Here is an 18,557-nt window from a genome sequence, read left to right as displayed (position 1 = left end):
GCGGAAATCTATACACTAGTAGAATCAAAAGAATACACCAACTTTTTTATAGTTCCTGTCTTAATGCCTGTATGACATCGATTTTCGTCGCCTTGCGAGCCGGACGCCAACCTGAAATCATGGCGACAGTCAAACTGATTGCTGATGCGATGATGACAAGTTGCCACGGAATGATTGAGAATGTGACGCTCAAATCGCCAAATTCTTCTTCGCCAAGCGCTGCAGTTACAATAATCGGCAATACTAAATTGGCGATGAAACTGACGCCATAGGAAATGACAACTGCTATGAGTGTACCGATGATGCCAATCCATGCACTTTCCATTAAGAATAATCGTTGAATCAATTTCGGACTAGCCCCTAGCGCTTTCATGACGCCGATTTCGCGTGTTCTTTCCGTCACTGCCATTGTCATTGTGTTGAAAATACCGATCGATGCAATCAAAATCGCAATCGTACCGACGAAGACGAGCCCCGCTTTGAACGCCAGAAAGAAGACGTCCATCTGTTCAAGCTGGTCAGCGATGGAATAGACCGAGTACCCTTCATCTTTTAACGCTTTGCTAACTGTTGTGACGTTTTCCAGTTTGTCCGCGTAGACATTGACATTCCCGTATAATAATTGACTATTTTCATCATCAACATGCCCTTCGAAGATGGGATTCAGCGTTGGAATGATTGCTGCATCTGCATACATATTGTAGTCTTGCATCCAATCTTTCGCAGGTTCTTTTGCGATTCCGACGATAGTGAATATTGTTTCTTCAGGGAACATTTCCGGTTCCTCGTAAAGACCCATTTTGTATGTGACCTGTTTGCCTACCAATGAACCTTTGTAGGTAACGGGTTCCTGTTCACTTTCTGTGGATGCTTCCATAAACAAGCTCTCTGCAAAATCACTTCCCACTACTATTTCACCGGCGTTTTCAGGTAACCTGCCTTCTTTCAGTTCGAAACCGACCTTCTTTTCCTCTTTGAAATCCGTAACAATTAATCCATTTTCTCCAATAAATTCATCCAATCCTGTTTTCTGCTGGAGACTTACAGATTGACGATAAACTACGGCTTTGATGTGATCCCGCTTCTTCAGTTCTTCCACTTCCGCTTGGTCCATCTTTTCAGCATATACTTCGATTTGATTCACCATACGGTTATCAAGAATTTCACTGCGCATTGTATCATGTATTCCGAAACCAACAGATGCCAGAACAATGAGGAATGCAGTTCCCATTGTCGCAGCCAGTATTGTCATGAAGACGCGGAGTTTGTTCTTTTTAATATGTTGCCTGACAAAGTCGAGTTGATCTTTAAATTGCATGGGACGCACCTCTTTCCGTTAATTCACCATCATGCATGCGATAAATGCGGTTTGCTGTTTCCGCCACTGTGTCGTCATGCGTAATAATGACGAAAGTGATACCACGCGTTTTATTGAGCGATTGGATGAGCAACAGAATATCCTGTTCCGTTTCGGAATCCAGGCTTCCCGTGGGCTCGTCCGCAAAAATGATCGGGGGATCTGTGACAAGCGCCCTCGCGATACTCACCCGTTGTTGCTGACCGCCTGATAATTCATTTGGATAATGATTTTGGACATCTGTCAGTCCGACGTGTTGGAGCAGATCCTTCACCTTTTTTTTACGAATATGCTTGTTTTCACCTTTCAGTTTCAGTGGTAGCTCAATATTCTCAAATGCCGTCAAACCCGGCATGAGCTGGAAATTCTGAAAGATGAAACCGAAATGCGTCAGACGAAATTGCGCGCTTTCCGCTTCATTGAATGCCGATGTATGCACGTTGTCGACTTGGATAGTTCCCGTATCAGGCTTCAGAAAACCAGCCATTATATGCAGCAACGTCGATTTCCCCGATCCGCTCCGTCCGACAATCGATACAATCTCCCCTTTCTCAATTGAAAAGGATAGCTCTTTCAGTACCGGCACCTGCTTCTCCTTTCCTTTCTTTCCTATTTTGAATGAATGCGATAATTCCTGAACATGTATCATAATTTCCCCTCCAACTTAGTAACTTACTTCAGTTTACAGGGGGAATCTTAAGAGGAAGTGAGGGGATTTATGAAGATATTCTTAAGATAAGAGAGGTTGAGCGGATTACATGTCGAATTGAACGAACTCCAAATTCCACATGCGCGGGTGGAGACTGTTTTCGGGCGCGCGAACTACAGTTACGAGCGCGGCACACCATTTTACGAGCGCACAAACGACTTTTACGAGCGCGGCACACCATTTTATGGGCGCGCAACGCAGCGCCCACCCACACCAACTCGCGCGAAATGCTTTTGACAAATTAACGCACTTCACCGTATAAAAGAAAAACACCCGAACCGCCTAGGCGGACCGGATGTCGTCTTCAATTAATTCTCTTCATCTTGCTTCTCGTCATGCTTAGTTTCGACCATAGTCGCTTTCTTTGCACGATATTCTTCTGTCAAATTATCAAGGCTAGGACGCAAATTGTTTTTACCTACAAAGCTTTCCATCATCTCTTTGACATCAATGCCGGATGACTCTTTCAACGTTTCTTGCAAAGTGGCCATCAAGTTAGTCGCATATGACGTCACTTTGTTTGCACCGCCGCCTTCGCCGCCACCCGTGTCAACGACTGTAATCTTGTCGATGTTAGAAAGTGGACTTGCAATTTGTTTCGCGTATTCAGGAATCATATGGACGATCATATCAAGCACAGCTGCCTGGCCATAATGTTCGAACGCTTCGGCAATCTTACGTTTTGCTTCGGCTTCTGCGAGACCTTTCAGACGGATGACATCAGCTTCCGATTCACCTTGTGCGCGCTGTGAATCTGCTCGTGCTTGACCGTCAAGACGAATCTTTTCAGCTTCAGCTGCTGCATGCGCTTCAATTCGGTATTTCTCCGCTTCCGCTTCAGCCATCTGACGGGATTTATCAGCTGCTGCGTTTTGCTCAATTGCATAACGATCTGCATCCGCCTTCTTCTTAACTTCAGAGTCGTACTGTTTCTCACGACGCAAAATCTCTTTCTCTTCCAGTTCAATCTGCTTCTGACGCTCGATGATGCGTACTTGCATCTCCTGCTCCGTAACTTCCTGCTTCGCACGTGCGGATTCCAACTCATACGCTTGGTCAGCACGGGCTTTCGCGACATCTTGCTCGCGGCGATAATCCGCCACTTTCAATTGGTTCTCTTTTTCCGCTTCTGCGATTTCAGTTGCACGCTCGATTTCAGCCTTCTGCGCTTCTTTCGATGCTTCAGCATTTTTGATGCGTGTTTCCTTTTCAGCTTCAGCAGTCGCAATGTCTGCATCACGTTTCACTTGAGCGATACGTGGCTTACCTAGTGAATCCAAGTATCCATTCTTATCACGAACATCTTTAATCGTGAATGAAACAATGATCAATCCCATTTTCGCAAGGTCTTGAGATGCAACCCGCTGTACTTCCTGGGAAAACTTATCACGATTTTTGTAAATCTCTTCAACTGTCATCGACCCTAAGATTGAACGGAGATGACCTTCCAACACTTCTTTCGCTTCATTTTCGCGGTCGGCTTTCGATTTACCTAAAAATTGCTCCGCTGCCGTCGCGATTTCCGGAATCGAACCTCCGATTTTAATGATTGCAGTACCATCTGCCATCACTGGCACACCTTGTTCTGTGTACACTTCAGGCGTTGTAACTTCCAACTTGCTTGACAGTAAACTCAGTGGCTGTGACTGTTGGAAAACCGGGAACACGAACGTACCACCGCCACGGATGATTTTGACGCGATTGCCCGAGTCATCCGTATGTACGTTTTTACTTCCTAAATAACTACCTGTTACAATAAGTGCTTCGTCGGGTCCGACTGTCTTATATTTCGAAATATAGACAAGTACGATTGCCAACAAAATAAATGCTACAATTCCGATTACAACTAATAACCCTAACTCCGGCATTACAATTCCCCCTTTAAATTAGCTAAATGCTTCCTTACTTGAAACGGAAAGGCTCATACTCCTTGACGATGAAAGTTCCCTCTTTAACTTCGATGATAAGGACTTCTTTGTCGTAGTCAATCTCCGCGTTTTCGTACCCTGCAGCCCTCTTTGAAATGATGCCATTCACTGTAGAGATGACGATTTCACCGAAGCCATCTGCTGGTATCGGGACAATAACCTTCCCGACTTGCCCTGTGAGCGATTCGTCCGTGTAAGCGAGCGACACTTCCGCAGACTTCAATGGAAGGAGTACGAAGAAATAGAGTAAAAAGTCCAATCCGATTGCAATGGCAATTGCCAGGATGATAATTAGCATATGGCCTAATTCTGTCGTCAACTCCAGGATGTACCCGACAGCTGATGTAAATGTGATGAAAGCTAAAATGACCGCTGGATCTAACAATGGACTGGCTTCCCCGATACCTTCCGCAATATCACTGAAGAACAAATACAGGACCGTCGCTAAACCCGAGATGATCAACACTGTCAAATAGACATTGAGAACCGGCATTCCGAACAATTCCATCTTCTCACCTCTCCTTCTCTAACATGAATTCTACTATATCTACGCATACATTTGTGAAAGGTTTCAAATTAATCAAAAATAAGTTACGTTCCCTAATTCATCATCCTTAATTCATACTCCATTTTTTTATATTTGACACAGATAAAACTATACTTATTTCAATAAAAATTTGCTATGATAGGACTACTGAAAATTTCCGGTGACGGATGGAGGTCCAAAGATGTTTAGTCCACGTAAAACCGATCCCTTTTTCACAGCACTTTTGACGATTGCGGAACACGTCCAATCAGCTGTGCATTATGCAGATGACTATAAAGTTACATCCATAGCCGATCTGAAAGAAGTTAGCATTCGCCTGAAGAAATATGAAACAGAAGGCGACACGATGATTCATGAACTTATTACAAAGCTGAACACTTCATTCATGACACCAATCGAGCGAGAAGATATTTTGCAACTTGCGATTAAGATGGATGACATACTTGATGGTATCGAACATTTCGCCGCTAATCTTGAAATGTTCTCACTGACAGACATTGACGAATACGTCCAGAAATTCATGGAGAACATTCGGAAAAGTACCGATGAAATCGTCAAAGCAATGCAATTATTGGCGAAAAAGAAGCTTGTTCAAATGCGCGATCATGCTGTGCTCATAAAAGAGTATGAACGGATTTGCGATGAAGTGCTCAGAACATCCATCAAGCAGTTATTCATCCGTGAAAAAGATCCAATCCGCATCATCCAATTTAAAGACATTTACGAACTACTGGAAGATGTCGCAGACCACTGCCAGGATGTTGCTAACACAATCGAAACAATCATCATGCGCAACGCATAAGGAGTATACTTCATGGACATGATTTTGTTTCTCACAATAGCAATAGTCGTTTTCGCACTCGCATTCGACTTCATTAATGGATTTCACGATACTGCTAACGCCATCGCTACTTCAGTTTCGACACGCGCGTTAAAACCACGGACAGCTATTTATATGGCTGCAGTTATGAACTTTATCGGTGCACTGACCTTTACAGGGGTCGCAAAAACGATATCAAAAGACATTGTAGATCCATTCTTACTGGAAAAAGGGTCAATCGTCATTTTGGCAGCGCTTATTTCTGCAATCGCATGGAACCTTATTACATGGTACTTCGGGATTCCATCAAGTTCATCCCATGCTTTAATTGGTTCCATCGCTGGAGCGGCAATATCTGCTGCTGGCTTCGGAGTACTGAACTACACCGGATTCATTAAAATCATGCAAGCATTGCTCATTTCACCGTTCATTGCAATCGCCGGCGGATTCCTCATGATGACGCTGTTTAAAGTATTGCTGAAAAACCGGAACCTGTTTAAAGCGAATAAACGAATTCGCTACTTACAAATCGGGACTGCCGCTCTACAATCATTCACACACGGCACAAATGATGCGCAAAAAGCGATGGGTATCATTACGATGGCATTGATCGCAGCACAACTGCAAACCGGCGACGACATCCAACTATGGGTTCGTATTGCTGCTGCGACCGCGATGGGACTCGGAACATCCATCGGCGGATATAAAATCATCAAAACCGTCGGCGGTAAAATTATGAAAATCCGTCCTGTTAACGGTGCTGCAGCCGACCTGAGTTCAGCGATGATCATTTTCGGTGCAACATTAATCCATCTTCCAGTCAGCACGACACACGTCATCTCTTCAGCAATCATGGGTGTCGGTTCGGCGCAACGTGTCAAAGGTGTAAAATGGGGCGTCGCTAAGAAGATTGTTCTTACATGGATCATTACAATGCCAATCTCTGCCGCTCTCGCTGCAATCATCTATCAATTGTTGAACTTATTCTTCTAATAGAAATCTTTCTTCTTGCATTGTAAAATCTTTTCTGTTATGATAAAGGAGAATTATTTTTGTTCGACATGCATGAAGGTCTCGATTTAACGCTAGACCGCTTCACGACTTGAGCAAGGATAGTAACATTGTGTGGATAGTTAACCACACTAGGAGGAAACAAACATGGAACAAGGTAAAGTAAAATGGTTTAACGCAGAAAAAGGTTATGGCTTCATCGAACGTGAAGACGGCGACGATGTATTCGTACATTTCTCCGCAATCCAAGGCGAAGGATTCAAAACACTTGAAGAAGGCCAAGACGTGACTTTCGAAATCGAACAAGGTCAACGTGGACTTCAAGCTACTAATGTTGAAAAAAACTAATTTAAATTAACCTTTCAAAGCCACTTCTTTTAAGAAGTGGTTTTTTTTGCTTTTTTATTCAAACGCTAACCTGATACTCCTAAGCATTATATGATTCCCGCGTACAAAACCTCAAAGTCCTTACTCTCAAGAAAAGACATTCTACTACAATTCAGCTATGATAAGAGAATAGATGAAGATTCTGGGAGGACGATGTCATGCGCACATTGGCGCGGTTTGTTACAAAGTTTTATAAATCCATTATCGTTACGTGGGCAGTATTGTTTGTCATTATGGCCCTACTTGCAATTCGGTTGCCAGGACTTCTCGAAGGTGACGGTTTCAGAATGGATGCAGAACACGAGCAGGTGATGAAGATTGCTTCCGAGACCTTCGATTTACCTGCTGAAACGATGTTTATCGTATTCGAAAACGTGAATGACGAAAAAATTTCATCCACACTGGAAAAGGTTGACAAGCTCGGTTTGACTTCTGAAATCGTATCTCCTCTTGATGAAAAGGAACAGTATACCGATTCAGTCTCTTACGCAATGCTCCATTTCGATAATACCGACCGTGACATGTCCGTTGTTGTTACGGATATCCGAAACAAAATCGGTGACGAAAAAGGAATCGTTTTAACTGGACAGTCCGCTTTTACAAAAGACATTAACGCGGCGAGTCAGCGTGATTTGATGAAGGCGGAAGCGATTGGATTACCAATTGCGATTATTGTGTTGCTGTTTGCTTTTGGTACGATTATGGCATCCGTCGTTCCGTTAATTGTCGGCGTGACAACAATCGCCACGACGTTCGGCATTTTGTCGCTTATCGGAGGACAGATGGATTTAGCAATATTTGTACTAAATATTGTTCCGATGTTAGGTCTTGCCTTGAGCATCGATTTCTCTCTGCTTTTCATAAGCCGCTATCGTGAAGAGCGTTTGAAAAGTGATGTCCTTGAAGCTGCTGCAACAACGATTCGGACGGCTGGACGTTCGGTGATTTTCTCTGCGTTTTGTGTATTCATCGGTCTAGGCGCAATGTTCCTTATCAAAGTGGAGATTTTCCAAAACATCGCACTCGGGGGCATGATTGTTGTCGGAATGGCTGTACTCAGTTCCGTCACGTTGTTACCTGCGATTTTAATTGCGCTTGGTGATCGTCTGAACAAAGGCCAAATTATTAAAGTGAAAGAAAACGGTTCAGACAGATGGCGACAATTTGCAAACGCCGTCATTAAACGCCCGGTCATGATTACAATCGGCGCGCTCATTCTTCTCGGAATAGCCGTGATCCCTGTAAAGAACATGGATTTGACAATTCCCCAAATTGATTCATTGCCGACTTCGTATGATTCACGCTCTTCTTACGAGCTGATGGACGAGACATTTGGACTCGGCGACCAATCGAGTGTGTACATTGTCGCAGAACGTCCAGGGGGCTGGGTAGACGAAGATGGATTGAAAGATTTGAAAGCGTTGCAAGATGATTTGACGGAGGATTCGTTAGTTGATGATGTAACAACAATTTTTACAGCAAGTGGTGTATCCTCTCCTGAAGAATGGGAGCAAGCGATGCAAGTGCCTGACATGGAGGCGCAACTCGAACCGTTGCTTGAGACATTTGTGAAAGATGATCAATTGCTCATTCCTGTGACGTTAAATGCGAAAGGGTCAACAGACGAAGCGCAACAATGGTCACGCGACTGGTCAGCGAATGCCGATTGGAACTTGCTCGTCGGCGGTGAACCAAAGTTCAACCAGGAGATTTTCGATGAAATTTTCGACAATATCGTTTCTGTCTTGTTGCTCATTTTAGTATCCACGTTCATTATTTTAATGATTGCATTCCGTTCAATCTTGATCCCTTTCAAGGCGATCATCATGAACATCGTCGGACTGTCAGCGACATTCGGCATTCTCGTGTACATTTTCCAATATGGCCACTTTGGGTTGCATCCAGGAACGATCGCTTTAATTATTCCGGTTATCGTGTTCAGCCTTGTATTCGGCTTGAGCATGGACTATGAAGTGTTCCTGATTTCACGGATGCAGGAAGAATATGCAAAGACATTCGATAATGATCACGCGACAGTCGAAGGGCTTGCGACGACAAGTAAAATCATTACATCCGCCGCATTGATTATGATTGTCCTCACTGGCGCTTTCGCATTTACGGACGTCATGCCTGTCAAACAGATCGGTGTCGGTATCGCGATCGCGGTTGCCATTGACGCAACGATCATTCGTTTGTTGCTCGTCCCAAGTTTGATGAAGTTGTTTGGTAAGTGGAACTGGTGGATGCCTTTTAGGAAAGGCAAATATAAGGCCGGGAACTGGCATTGATCCGCTATAATAACGCTGAATAGTAACATAAAACCGCCTGTCTCATTGGATACTCCTTTGAGACAGGCGGTTTTTCATTACTCAACAACAACAGTTGTCGTTTCTTCAGGTGTATCCTTATCAAACTCCGCCATCATTGTGAAATAGATAGCTGCTGAAATTGCAATGACGAATAAGACGAGCCCGATAACGAGCGTTTTTCCATTCACTCAGCTTCCCCTCCGCTTTTTACAAGTTTGAAGTTCTCCTCTTTCAAGTAAGCTGTCGCTTCACCATAATCCCCGAAACTTTCTTCCAGGTTAAGGCCATGGTAGATGTTAAAGAAATTATCCTCTTCTAACAGCGTCAACGAATGTCCTTCTCCGTTTACCCATACTTCTTCACGATGTTGCACTTCAGATTCCTTATCTTCTTCTGTCGACAACGCTCGGATTGCATCTAGAATCGTCTTTCTTAATTCCTCTTCAGATGCCTCACGGATATTGACAAGTCCACGATCATCCGTTTCGTATCCTTCGATTCCTTCAACGTAAACAAATCCATTACCGTTAGGATGCAAATGCTGCACAACGACTGTTTTTTCATATAAGCTATCTTCAAAATGATAATTAACCCGCTTCATCGACACTTCTTTGCGTGTAAGTCCAGGAATCGTCTCAATAATTTGTTGTTTTTGTTCAAATGTAAGCATAATTTTGCCACTCTTTCTATTTCAAATGTGTTTTCAGTATACCATCATTCTTCATTCACCGTTAAACCTAGTACACGCGCAAATCCGATTGCCTGTTCTCTAGAAACGATGCAACCCTCGATTTTATCAAGCGACACTTCAATGCGTTCATATGTATTATCGGACAAATCGACACCATTCATATCTGTTTCCGAGAAGTTTGCATTATGCAATTTGCACTTCTTAAAACGCACTTGTTTGAATTCGCACTCATAGAAATCGCTGTCCTCTATACTCGAGTTTGCAAACTCCACTTCTTTCAATAGCGAGAAATTGAAATTAGCATAGCGGACATCACAATCGTCAATGAGTATATGACCAATTTTAGCATTGGAAAGCTCAGTACCTGTCAGCTTCGAATTAACGAATTCACATCGATGCAACGTACCATTCTCCAAATGAGCATTTGAGAAGTCGCAACGCTCAAATCGGCAATCGACAAACTCCACACCTCTCCACTTACCTGTCGCAAAAGACACATCTTTGAATAGGCAATTGTCGAAAACAAGCCGCTCCTCTTCCGCGTCCGGCATCGTTCCGCCTTCAATGCGTACTTGATCAATAAATCCGTCCCTGCTCCAAATATCTCCCAGCCGAATCAGTTGATGATCCACCGACAATTTCGGCTTCTGCCGCTTATCTTTCGCTTTCACCAATGCTTTCTCCCCCTATCGCGTTTTCCATTCAATAATGATGACGAGCAAGATGACGACAATAAACGCCAACAAGTAAAACCAACTTGGAATCGAACTAATTCCACTGAACATGTAACGAGCCCCCTTATTTTGAATAAAACATGGTATAAGACCGATTATCACCGCTACCTCGCCTTATTACGTTTCGTTGCGCACTCTACTTTTCGTTACGAAGCCAGTACATTTCGTTACGATCCTTCTACTTTTCGATACGCACTGTCTACGTTTCGTTGCGCACTCTACTTTTCGTTACGAAGCCATTACGTTTCGATACGACCCTTCTACTTTTCGATACGCGCTGTCTACGTTTCGTTGCGCACTCTACTTTTCGTTACGAAGCCATTACGTTTCGTTACGACCCTTCTACTTTGCGATACGCGATGCCTACGTTTCGTTGCGCACTCTACGTTTCGTTACGAAGCCAGTACATTTCGTTACGACCCTTCTACTTTTCGATACGCGATACCTACGTTTCGTTGCGCACTCTACGTTTCGTTAGTAGCGTCCGCCACATTATCCCAATAATTTTATCGCCTAATCCCCCAAATCACTCGCAAATCAATCGTAATCTCACGAATTCCCATACGCAATGCTTCCTCAATCTTCTCTACTCCTGCGCCCCACGCAAGCGGGGTCATATGGATAAGCGGAGAGAGTAGTCCTTCTGGCAATTCAAATGTATACGTCACACGCTCTGATTGCACACTATCAAAGTGTTCCGCAAATCGGCCGACCGGGTCTGACTCTTCTTTCTGTGGTTTACCTTCATAAAAAACTTCCCGCAACTCTTTCAAATAGCCGCTTTCCGGCACGACTTTCACTACAGCGCCGCCAGGTTTCAGCAGTCTAGTGAACTCGGCGAAATTGGCTGGTGACAACACATTCAGGATGACATCAATCTGTTCATCTCGAAACGGCATTGCCGCTAGATCCGCAACACTCCAGATGAAACCCGGATACATTTTGGATGCAGTAACGATCCCTTCTTTCGCGAGATCGATGCCGATACCGACAGCTTCACCCGGAAGCTGTGCATGCATCATGGATAAATGCGTACCTTCTCCGCAACCCGCATCCAATATAACAGGGTTGTCCACATGTCCGATTTGTTGAATCACCTGCTCCACAAGCTTATGGATAATCGGTTCGAAAAAGCCGCTGCTCATTACTGCTGTTCGTGCTTCAAAAAGCGTTTTATCATATTTTGTCGTATGGGCTTGAGGCGCCAGATTGACATATCCGCTTTTCGCCAAGTCGAATGAATGTCCATTCGTGCAGACGAATCTCACCTGATCCTCAAGCATCATCTCTGAGGAACAGATTGGACAGCTAAAAAGCCGCTCATTATTCTCCATAACTTTCACATTTTGCATCTTTTTAGATAGCTTCATATCATTACCCCGATCTCTTATTGTTCTTCTAGTATACCGTCTTTTCACGCGCACTCAAACTATCGATGGTTTCCGCTGTATCTATCGCTGCTTCTGCGGGTACAATAGTAGAAAGGAGATGATTGTTTGAAACGTATTTTACTATTTGTCATTCTCATAGTCGGTATCTATATCGCAAAACCTTTATGGGAAGAGCCTGTTTCGAAGTACGTCGACCTCTCCTTCCTGGATCCCGTAGATGCAAAAATAGATTCCATGCTTAATAAAGAATCCATCACTTCCGCGATGAGTTCCATTCGCGATACAGTCAATGACGTCACTATTTTCATCACGTCGAAATCATCTGGAGTCGAACGGATCATTCCTGAAAAGATCGCTAAACCAGAACTTCTGAAACCCGATCATTCCGCTATTTCCATTCATAATATTGAACTAGGCGCAACCGAAGCCGAAGTGACAGCGGAACTCGGAGAATCGAAAAATTATACTTTGAATGATTACGGTACCGAGTGGTTCACCTACCATGAAGATTACCAGAACTTCGTCATGGTCTCTTTTGATGAAAAACGGGAAGTGAACGCCCTATATACTAATGACGATCTCATCACTTCAAAAGCAGGAATCCGCTACGGCAGCACGAAAGAAGAAGTCCGAAATGCGTATGGAACTCCTCTGAAAGAAATTCGCAAAGGGTTCGGCATTTATGTCCTTCAGGATAATGAAGGGATGGACCTCTTTAAAACAGGCGACAGCTATACGTATGTGTTTTATGATATCCACGAAGGCACTACTGTGACTGCTTTGCAACTTGTAACAAATGCCCTCGAACACCAGAAATCCGGAATGTACGCAGAAGGAGATGCCTCTTTGCGCAATGGTTTCGAACAGCAACTATTCGATTTGACGAACGCCGCCCGTGTCAGGCACGGACGCTCCATTTTACAATGGAATGATGCGATTTCAGAAACCGCCCGCAAGCACAGTGTAGACATGGCGATTCATAATTACTTCAGTCATGATAATTTGGAAGGACAGTCTCCGTTCGACCGAATGAAAGAGGATTCTATCAAGTACCGCAGGGCTGGCGAAAATTTAGCATACGGACAGTCGAGCAGCATTTTTGCGCATGAGGGACTGATGAATTCGAAAGGCCACCGGGATAATATTCTCATTGAAGATTATAGTCATCTTGGCATTGGCGTCGCGTTCAATGAGGAATTCCAGCCGTATTATACAGAGAACTTCTTTTTGCAATAGAAAATGGCCCACGCTCATTTCAGCGTAGGCCATTTTTTCACTTTCCGATTGCAGCACATGCGACTCGATTTCCAGCATCCCCTGCTGGATCAGTTTTGTAATCATCTGCTTTTTCATGAATGACGATTGCTGTTCCGCCTTCTTTTACAATCGAATTTTCAAGTCCTGGCTTCAATGTAACTTCGGACGTTGTCAGTACTTTGGATACTTTACCATATTCATCGACTTCAATATTCACCAAGTCTCCGAGATGGAAACCTTTCGGATTGTCGAAGCCGTGTTCTTTGCCAGTCGGATTGAAATGTCCTCCAGCAGATTTGAAATCAGGAGGTGAACATGTACCCGTTTCATGAATATGAATACCATGCACACCTGGCGTCAAGTCCTTCGCTTCAACATGAATCGTTACCCCTTCAGGCTCCTGAACGAGCGACACTTCCCCAATCGGCTCGCCTTTCGTATTGATGAGCGGTGCTACAATCGCCTTCACCTGTTCCCCATTGACTGGCATTTTCTTATCTTTCTTTCCACACCCCGCAATGACAAGCATGATGCTCATAGCTATAAGGATTATAAACTTTTTCTTCATATTCCATTCCTCCTCTAATTTCACTCTTGCCAAGCTTGCCCATTCAACATGAATTTATGTATGGTAATATTTTCTGCAAAGGGCATTACTGAAAAAGAGAAGGAATGTCCATTAAAAAAAGCTGCTCAATCCAATTTCTCGGAATGAACAGCGGGTTCCATAATTTACTTTGCAAGTACCAATTTCTCAAGATCCATCGGTGCAATATATTGCCCTTCTTTATACACGCGCATATTGCCGCCAGAAATTTCGTCGATCAGCATAATATTGCCTTCACTGTCGCGGCCAAATTCTAACTTAATATCGTACAAATCCAGTCCTTTTGCTGCAAGTTCATCTTTCACGACTAGTGAAATTTCCTTCGTCTGTTTTTCCAACACCGTATACTCCTCAGTTGTCAGAATGCCAAGTTGAGCGAGTGCGTCTTTTGAAATGGGTGGGTCGTTTCGGTCATCGTCCTTGATCGTCACTTCAACGAACGCGTCAAGCGTTTGTCCTTCTTCACAATACGCACCATAACGACGTAGGAAGCTGCCGACTGCACGGAAACGGCAGATGACTTCAAGTCCTTTGCCAAAAACGGTTGCGGTTTTAACAGTCATCGTCGCTTCTTCAATATCCGATGTAATAAAATGCGTTGGAATCGTTTGCTCTGCCAACTTCTCGAAGAAGAACGTCGTCATGCGCAAACCCGATTGGCCTGCACCTTTAATCGTCAATCCGACTGTGTTTGCACCAGGATCGAATACACCATCTTCTCCAGTTACATCATCTTTAAATTTCAATAACACATTGCCATCTTCCAATTTATAAACGTCTTTCGTCTTTCCTTTGTATACAAGTTCCATGCCCACGTTTCCTCTCTATTCGAAAATGTAGTCCCACTTCTAGTATAGAGCAGTTTCCTATTGATAAAAAGTGAAAACTTGACGGAGGTCAAGGTTTCATTTTACAAAACACCCTATTATGTAGTTAAGAAGAACAAAACAACTACATGGAGGTAGAGGATATTGAAAAAAATCGTATTGAACTTGGAGCCGCTGACTTGCCCATCTTGCATTAAGAAAATTGAAAGTGCGTTGAGAAAACTGGACGGCATAACCGAAGCTAAAGTGATGTTCAACTCCGGGAAGGTGCGCGCGCAATTCGATGAGGACAAAATCGAAGCGGAAACAATCGCGAAAACAGTTTCCGGACTTGGGTATCCGATCATCTCACAAAAAGTCTCATGAAGGAGTGAAAGTAAATGAATGCGAAACAGACAACCCGGATCACCGCTGCCACAGGCCTATTGCTCGCAGCGGCAATCGGGCTCCATTTAATAGGATTCCATGAATGGCGGCAAATCTTGCTCATTGCGGCAACAGTCCTTGCCGGCATCCCGATCGCCTTTAAAGCGTTCAAAGCATTGAAAATGAAAGCTTTCAGCATTGAATTATTAGTGACAATCGCCGTTGTTGGTGCGTTGTTCATCGGAGAATACGTTGAATCCGCTGCAGTGACATTCTTGTTTTTATTCGGCGCGTATCTCGAAGCACGTACGCTTGAAAAAACTCGCTCTTCGCTGAAAGCGCTCGTTGACATGGCTCCACTCGAAGCGACAGTCATCCGGGACGGAGAAACGATGATAATTTCGGTCGACAACGTTGTAGAAGGCGACCGCGTTATCATCCGGTCCGGTGAAAAAGTCGCCATCGACGGCAAAATCTTGACAGGGAACGCAACAATGAACGAAGCAGCAATAACAGGCGAATCCGTTCCAGCTTCAAAATCGGTTGACGACCGTGTTTTCAGCGGGACAATCGTTGATAACGGATTCATCGAAGTCATCGCGGAGCGTGTCGGAGATGACACGACATTCGCACGCATCATCGAACTTGTGGAAGAAGCACAGGAATCTCAATCGAAAACAGAGAAATTCCTTGACCGCTTCGCCAATATTTACACACCTGCAATCATTGCGCTTTCTGTACTCGTTTATTTATTCACAAGAAATATTGAAATGACACTCACATTCCTCGTCATCGCCTGCCCAGGTGCGCTCGTCATCTCTGCACCCGTTTCGATTGTTGCAGGTATCGGAAACGGAGCTCGTCACGGGGTTTTGATTAAAGGCGGCGACATTATGGAAAAGCTCGCAAAAATCGATACGGTCGTCTTTGATAAAACCGGGACATTAACACGCGGCAAACCAGAAGTAACAGACATCCATGCAATCGGCATTGAAAAGACTGATCTCCTGCGCCTCGTCGCGGAAGCCGAAATGATCTCGGAGCACCACCTCGGTCAGACAATCGTCAAAGAAGCGAAAAGCCAAGGTCTAGAGCTGCGTAATGAACCCGAAAACGCTGAAGTGATCAAAGGAAATGGCATCCGGGCCACAATCGAAGGAAAGCAACTCGCAATCGGGAACCGGCAACTGATGATTGCTGAAGGCATTCAAATTGCTAACGAAATTGAAGACTACGCTATCAATCGCGAGAAAGCCGGAAACACCGCAATCTTCGCAAGCATCAATGACAAGATTTTCGGAGTTCTGTCAATCGCGGACCGGATTCGTCCTGAAGCGGCAGATGCGATCCGCGAACTGCGGGCAAGCGGCGTCAAACAAATTATCATGCTCACTGGTGACAACCGCCATACCGCTGAACTCGTCGGTACTCAATTAGGATTGGATCAAGTGCATGCTGAACTGCTGCCAGAAGACAAAGTCGCCATGGTCAAAAAACTGAAAGACGCCGGACACCGCGTCGCGATGGCAGGCGACGGTATTAACGATGCTCCAGCAATCGCAACAGCAGATATCGGCCTCGCGATGGGAGAAGGCGGAACCGATATTTCAATGGAAACTGCCGACGTTGTACTAATGGCAGACCGACTCGACCAGTTCTCTCATGCTTATTCATTAGCGAAAGCAACCGTCCGCAATATGAAACAGAACACATTCTTTGCAGTTGGCACAGTCGCTTTGCTGCTTGCAGGTGTGCTATTAGGCAAAGTGTTTCTCGCTTCCGGCATGTTAATTCATGAATTAAGCGTCCTGCTCGTTATTTTGAACGCCATCCGGTTAATCCGCTATACTATGAGAAAGACGTTAAAACGGAAAAATTCAGAACACGAACTACTACCGGAATGAGGAGTGAACGATGATGACAGCTAACGTAAATTGTGGACATAGCAATGGAACAGCGGAGATGCAAAAAATGTGCATCTCCATCGTTCCGATTTTCAACCATTTGGAACAAGCGGAAATGAATGAAATCGTCAAGCATACACATTCAGTAAGCTATCCTCGCGGACACACAATCTATCATGAAGGAGATACTTCGGATGGCTTGTACATCATTCATAAAGGCCGTGTGAAAATCTATCGACTTTCTGAGAATGGCAAGGAGCAGTTAGTGCGGATTTTGGAATCCGGTGATTTTACCGGAGAACTTTCTTTATTCAATGAAACGGTGCATGACGCCTATGCGGAAGCGATGGGGAAAGTTGAACTTTGTGTCATGAGCCGGGACGATTTCCAGAAGTTTTTATTAAAATATCCTGCTATCTCTCTAAAAGTTCTTGGGGAATTTTCCAACCGGCTTGCAAAAACAGAGAAGCAAGCCGCTCGGATCGCCATGGAAACGACCGACTCTAGACTTGCCATGTACCTTGCAGATCTCGCCGAAGAACGGAATTCAGACCGTATTAATCTGCCGATGACTCGGAAAGACTTAGCATCACATATCGGTACTTCGCCCGAAACAATCAGTCGGAAGCTCGCCGAATTCGAAGATGCGGGATGGATTCGGCAATTGGGCCAGCGGGAGATTGAGATTTTAGATATGGATGCGTTGTTACTTATTTGACCGTGGACAGCAAACTTTTTTAGGGCATTGAAGAACTTTTTGCACCCGAACGAAAAATTCATCTCTATTCCATTTTTAGGGTTTTCGACTTGTCAGCGTTCATGAATAAGGTGTATAATGACTCGTAGAAATCAATGCACAGAGCGAAAGCGAGTGAGTGAAAATGGGTCGTAAATGGAATAATATTAAAGAGAAAAAGGCTTCGAAGGATGCGAATACGAGCGCGATATACGCAAAATTCGGCCGTGAATTATATGTAGTCGCAAAACAAGGTGACCCTGATCCCGAATTGAATCAGGCATTGCGAATGGTCATTGAACGCGCGAAAACGTACAATGTACCAAGAGCCATCATTGACCGTGCGATTGAAAAGGCAAAAGGCGGTGGCGAAGAGAACTATGACGAGCTACGTTACGAAGGATTTGGTCCAAACGGTTCCATGGTTATCGTCGATGCATTGACAAACAATGTTAACCGTACCGCTTCCGAAGTGCGCGCTGCATTCGGCAAAAACGGTGGAAATATGGGTGTAAGTGGCTCCGTTGCTTACATGTTCGATGCAACAGCTGTTTTCGGATTTGCCGGCAAATCAGCGGATGAAGTATTGGAACTCATGATGGAAGAAGATATTGAAGTCCGTGATATTCTCGAAGAAGAAGAGACAGTGATCGTATATGCTGAACCCGATCAGTTCCACGCTGTGCAAGAAGCACTGGCAAGCGCAGGTATTACAGAATTCTCTGTTGCTGAATTGACGATGCTGGCACAGAACGAAATTGAGCTGGATGCAGACGCACAAGCACAATTCGAAAAGATGATCGATGCACTGGATGATTTGGAAGACGTGCAACAAGTACATCACAATGTGGATTTAGGGGAATAAGAGATTTCCCTTCCACAGAAGGTTAAAAAGACCGCTAATTCAAATGATTAGCGGTCTTTTTTCTGTGTGTAATTTTTCGGAAACAAAAAAGACCCTACAAGTAGGATCTCT

The 18,557-nt window shown here is 44.3% G+C and carries 19 protein-coding genes; 9 read left to right on the top strand and 10 right to left on the bottom strand.

The window, feature by feature from the left end:
* Positions 1-46: 46 nt before the first annotated feature.
* The 4 genes from H9649_RS04590 to H9649_RS04575 all read right to left on the bottom strand — a co-directional run bounded on the left by H9649_RS04590 (position 47) and on the right by H9649_RS04575 (position 4,502).
* Entirely contained in the window at positions 47-1,318 is a 1,272-nt protein-coding gene (locus tag H9649_RS04590; RefSeq protein ID WP_191693539.1) for an ABC transporter permease, read from the bottom strand.
* On the bottom strand, positions 1,308-2,006 hold the full coding sequence (locus H9649_RS04585; protein WP_191693538.1) for an ABC transporter ATP-binding protein: 699 nt from the start codon (positions 2,004-2,006) through the stop codon (positions 1,308-1,310). The genes H9649_RS04590 and H9649_RS04585 overlap by 11 nt, the downstream gene beginning before the upstream one ends.
* A 368-nt stretch (positions 2,007-2,374) precedes the next feature.
* Positions 2,375-3,934, bottom strand: coding sequence for a flotillin family protein (locus H9649_RS04580; protein ID WP_191693537.1), 1,560 nt, complete (start codon positions 3,932-3,934; stop codon positions 2,375-2,377).
* Positions 3,935-3,968: 34 nt separating this feature from the next.
* Positions 3,969-4,502 (bottom strand): hypothetical protein, encoded by a 534-nt coding sequence (locus tag H9649_RS04575; protein ID WP_191693536.1) that lies wholly within the window; start codon positions 4,500-4,502, stop codon positions 3,969-3,971.
* A gap of 220 nt (positions 4,503-4,722) precedes the next feature.
* On the opposite strand from H9649_RS04575, the gene H9649_RS04570 reads away from it, so the two are divergent.
* The 4 genes from H9649_RS04570 (at position 4,723) to H9649_RS04555 (ending at position 9,047) form a co-directional block, all read left to right on the top strand.
* Positions 4,723-5,343: a DUF47 domain-containing protein gene (locus H9649_RS04570; protein ID WP_191693535.1), complete on the top strand. Its 621-nt coding sequence runs from the start codon at positions 4,723-4,725 to the stop codon at positions 5,341-5,343.
* 12 nt (positions 5,344-5,355) lie between these two features.
* The gene (locus H9649_RS04565) at positions 5,356-6,354 is read left to right on the top strand and encodes an inorganic phosphate transporter (protein WP_191693534.1); all 999 of its coding nucleotides are present in this window, start codon (positions 5,356-5,358) and stop codon (positions 6,352-6,354) included.
* A gap of 165 nt (positions 6,355-6,519) precedes the next feature.
* Complete coding sequence (locus H9649_RS04560) at positions 6,520-6,720, top strand: cold-shock protein (RefSeq protein WP_191693533.1); 201 nt, start codon at positions 6,520-6,522, stop codon at positions 6,718-6,720.
* A gap of 197 nt (positions 6,721-6,917) precedes the next feature.
* Positions 6,918-9,047 carry an MMPL family transporter gene (locus H9649_RS04555; protein ID WP_191693532.1) on the top strand — a complete coding sequence of 710 codons (2,130 nt, stop codon included), beginning with the start codon at positions 6,918-6,920 and terminating at the stop codon, positions 9,045-9,047.
* Positions 9,048-9,124: 77 nt separating this feature from the next.
* Here the strand turns inward: H9649_RS04555 and H9649_RS17930 are convergent, their stop codons facing one another.
* The 4 genes from H9649_RS17930 to H9649_RS04540 form a co-directional block, all read right to left on the bottom strand.
* Positions 9,125-9,256, bottom strand: a complete 132-nt coding sequence (locus H9649_RS17930) for a hypothetical protein (protein ID WP_263613661.1) — start codon at positions 9,254-9,256, stop codon at positions 9,125-9,127.
* The gene (locus tag H9649_RS04550) at positions 9,253-9,738 is read right to left on the bottom strand and encodes a hypothetical protein (protein ID WP_191693531.1); all 486 of its coding nucleotides are present in this window, start codon (positions 9,736-9,738) and stop codon (positions 9,253-9,255) included. Before H9649_RS04550 ends, H9649_RS17930 begins: the two co-directional genes overlap by 4 nt.
* A gap of 44 nt (positions 9,739-9,782) precedes the next feature.
* Positions 9,783-10,430, bottom strand: a complete 648-nt coding sequence (locus H9649_RS04545; protein ID WP_318241651.1) for a pentapeptide repeat-containing protein — start codon at positions 10,428-10,430, stop codon at positions 9,783-9,785.
* Between the two features lie 569 nt (positions 10,431-10,999).
* Positions 11,000-11,863 carry a putative RNA methyltransferase gene (locus H9649_RS04540; RefSeq protein ID WP_191693529.1) on the bottom strand — a complete coding sequence of 288 codons (864 nt, stop codon included), beginning with the start codon at positions 11,861-11,863 and terminating at the stop codon, positions 11,000-11,002.
* A 126-nt stretch (positions 11,864-11,989) separates the two neighbouring features.
* On the opposite strand from H9649_RS04540, the gene H9649_RS04535 reads away from it, so the two are divergent.
* Positions 11,990-13,120 (top strand): CAP domain-containing protein, encoded by a 1,131-nt coding sequence (locus H9649_RS04535; RefSeq protein WP_191693528.1) that lies wholly within the window; start codon positions 11,990-11,992, stop codon positions 13,118-13,120.
* Positions 13,121-13,157: 37 nt separating this feature from the next.
* Here H9649_RS04535 and H9649_RS04530 read toward each other — a convergent pair whose 3' ends face one another.
* A complete protein-coding gene (locus H9649_RS04530) occupies positions 13,158-13,709 on the bottom strand; it encodes a superoxide dismutase family protein (RefSeq protein WP_191693527.1) in 552 nt (183 codons plus the stop codon).
* Positions 13,710-13,873: 164 nt separating this feature from the next.
* Positions 13,874-14,557 (bottom strand): phosphoribosylaminoimidazolesuccinocarboxamide synthase, encoded by a 684-nt coding sequence (locus tag H9649_RS04525; protein WP_191693526.1) that lies wholly within the window; start codon positions 14,555-14,557, stop codon positions 13,874-13,876.
* A gap of 162 nt (positions 14,558-14,719) precedes the next feature.
* Between H9649_RS04525 and H9649_RS04520 the strand changes: the two genes are divergently transcribed.
* The 4 genes from H9649_RS04520 to H9649_RS04505 all read left to right on the top strand — a co-directional run bounded on the left by H9649_RS04520 (position 14,720) and on the right by H9649_RS04505 (position 18,446).
* Positions 14,720-14,941 (top strand): heavy-metal-associated domain-containing protein, encoded by a 222-nt coding sequence (locus H9649_RS04520; protein WP_191693525.1) that lies wholly within the window; start codon positions 14,720-14,722, stop codon positions 14,939-14,941.
* Between the two features lie 14 nt (positions 14,942-14,955).
* Positions 14,956-16,845 (top strand): heavy metal translocating P-type ATPase, encoded by a 1,890-nt coding sequence (locus tag H9649_RS04515; protein WP_191693524.1) that lies wholly within the window; start codon positions 14,956-14,958, stop codon positions 16,843-16,845.
* 13 nt (positions 16,846-16,858) lie between these two features.
* Positions 16,859-17,563 (top strand): Crp/Fnr family transcriptional regulator, encoded by a 705-nt coding sequence (locus H9649_RS04510; protein ID WP_191693523.1) that lies wholly within the window; start codon positions 16,859-16,861, stop codon positions 17,561-17,563.
* Between the two features lie 163 nt (positions 17,564-17,726).
* Entirely contained in the window at positions 17,727-18,446 is a 720-nt protein-coding gene (locus tag H9649_RS04505; protein WP_191693522.1) for a YebC/PmpR family DNA-binding transcriptional regulator, read from the top strand.
* Positions 18,447-18,557 lie beyond the last annotated feature (111 nt).

Source organism: Sporosarcina quadrami (assembly GCF_014836615.1).
GTDB lineage: Bacteria > Bacillota > Bacilli > Bacillales_A > Planococcaceae > Sporosarcina > Sporosarcina quadrami.
This window is presented reverse-complemented; position numbering and strand designations above follow the sequence as displayed.